Origin of the sequence: Faecalicatena contorta, from assembly GCF_021531995.1 — a bacterium.
GTDB classification, from domain to species: Bacteria; Bacillota; Clostridia; order Lachnospirales; family Lachnospiraceae; genus Dorea_A; species Dorea_A contorta_A.
Genome location: NZ_JAFBIZ010000231.1, coordinates 1 through 1,687, shown reverse-complemented (window position 1 = coordinate 1,687; position 1,687 = coordinate 1). Strand labels below are relative to the sequence as shown.

The 1,687-nt window shown below is 35.3% G+C and carries 4 protein-coding genes; 1 reads left to right on the top strand and 3 read right to left on the bottom strand.

Features of this window, described 5'->3' with window-relative positions; translation table 11 throughout:
- Positions 1-310: XRE family transcriptional regulator (locus tag JQM82_RS15510; protein ID WP_235251315.1), on the top strand; the 310-nt coding region annotated here is incomplete at its 5' end.
- On the opposite strand, the gene JQM82_RS15505 is transcribed toward JQM82_RS15510, so the two are convergent.
- The 3 genes from JQM82_RS15505 to JQM82_RS15495 are packed head-to-tail and all read right to left on the bottom strand — an operon-like array spanning position 311 to position 1,562.
- Positions 311-982, bottom strand: coding sequence for a zinc ribbon domain-containing protein (locus tag JQM82_RS15505; protein WP_235251313.1), 672 nt, complete (start codon positions 980-982; stop codon positions 311-313). It abuts the gene before it with no gap.
- Between the two features lie 18 nt (positions 983-1,000).
- On the bottom strand, positions 1,001-1,312 hold the full coding sequence (locus JQM82_RS15500; protein ID WP_235251312.1) for a type II toxin-antitoxin system RelE/ParE family toxin: 312 nt from the start codon (positions 1,310-1,312) through the stop codon (positions 1,001-1,003).
- Positions 1,296-1,562 carry a type II toxin-antitoxin system prevent-host-death family antitoxin gene (locus tag JQM82_RS15495; protein ID WP_235251311.1) on the bottom strand — a complete coding sequence of 89 codons (267 nt, stop codon included), beginning with the start codon at positions 1,560-1,562 and terminating at the stop codon, positions 1,296-1,298. Before JQM82_RS15495 ends, JQM82_RS15500 begins: the two co-directional genes overlap by 17 nt.
- Between the last annotated feature and the right edge of the window lie 125 nt (positions 1,563-1,687).

The following is a 1,687-nucleotide window of genomic DNA, read 5'->3' as shown; positions in this document are numbered from 1 at the left end:
TTTAAACCAACTATTAGAAGAAAAATCTTTGAAAAAATCTACAGTTATTAAAAATTCTGAACTCAATGAAATTTATGGATATCAGATTTTTTCAGGAAAGCGTATTCCTTCACGTGACAAACTGATTTCGATTTCTTTTGGAATGGAACTTTCACTTGAAGAAACACAGGCTCTTTTAAAGTATGCAGGATTTGCTCCCCTATATCCAAAACAAAAACGGGATAGTCTGCTTATATGGGGAAAAACTCATCAATTTTCTATTTATCAGATAAATGAGTTACTTTATGCTGAAAATGAAGACACCCTATAATTATTGCACATAATAATATTCCAACTGTTCCACCATACCGTCGTCAGAAAAATTGATATTTAACCCTAGACCAAACTCTCTGTCAAAACGATAGCAGAGTTCTTTTTCATACTCCTGATCCGGTGTTCCCAATATTGTTTTCACCACACCAATATCAGATGTACCAGCAATCCCGTAGACACCATATTCTTTTTTATTTTCTCCCACTGTATAATCAATCAAAATATCTTGAATAACCCCTTCTTGATTTACTGTAACAGTTATCATTCCGAATGTATAGATATCCATTCCATTTTCATGATACATTTCATCCGTTTCTTCGCCTAATGTTGCTTTCATATCAACAAACTCGTTTCCAAGCACATCTCTTAAATCATTTTCCACTTCGGAATCATAGATAATATTCTCACCTGTTCTAAAATTTTCGTTAACTATTTTTTTAATATCCACCTCTGTGTAATTGTTGTTCATGTTGTCTTGTATTCTACTCCTTACAAATGGCACGCAAATGAACACACCAATCACAAATACACTTCCAATTAACAATAATGAAGTACGTTTCCTATGCCTGTCGTTTATTTGTATTTCCTGTTTCTCATATTGAAACATACACCGCGGACAATAATGTGCTTCATCCGGCAATTCCATACTACAATTTGGACATTCTTTCATCCTGCTACCTCTTTGCCATCACGAAAACAATTTCGTATACTCTGTCTGTGTGTCTGCAATATGATACACATAAACTACTTTTCCTATCTGTCGATATATAGAAACATACCTTTCAGATATGACCATTCGATACCCCTGCTTATTCAGCCATTTATCCGGTGTCAGAGAACCAGAGTCCGGAAAACTCTCTAATCGCTCAATACTGTCCAAAATCTGCTCTGTAACTTTCATGGCGGATTCCACGCCAAATTGGAGTAGATAATAATCTTCAATCTTTTTCAAATCTTCCCATGCCGTAGGAAGAATCTCAACTTTATATTGTTCCTGCACGTTCTCTCAATTCCTTTCTTGCTTCGGAGATACTTCTTGTCTTTGCTCCGCCTAACCGTTCCTCTTCTGCCTGCATGATTTTTGCACGAAGTTCTAATGCCTGCTCTCTTTTCTCAAAGGCATCAATACTCATAAATACTCCGTCGCCCTCCCCATTTTTTGTTATATAAATCGGTTCACTTGTTTTTCTCGCAAGATTAGAAATAGAAGCATAATCGTTTCGAAGTGTTGCTGAAGCCTTAATAATCATTTTCTTCATCCTTTCCCATTGCCTTATAGACATATCGTTTTATCGATATAATTATATCGCGTTTTTTGTATATTATCAATGTCTTTCATAAAATTCTTTTTGCAATTCCCATCTCCCGCATTTAT

Excerpts from the sequence above, each read along its gene's own strand:
- JQM82_RS15505 (WP_235251313.1), bottom strand. The coding sequence starts at position 982 with ATGAAAGAATGTCCAAATTGTAGTATGGAATTGCCGGATGAAGCACAT.
- JQM82_RS15495 (WP_235251311.1), bottom strand. The coding sequence starts at position 1,562 with ATGATTATTAAGGCTTCAGCAACACTTCGAAACGATTATGCTTCTATT.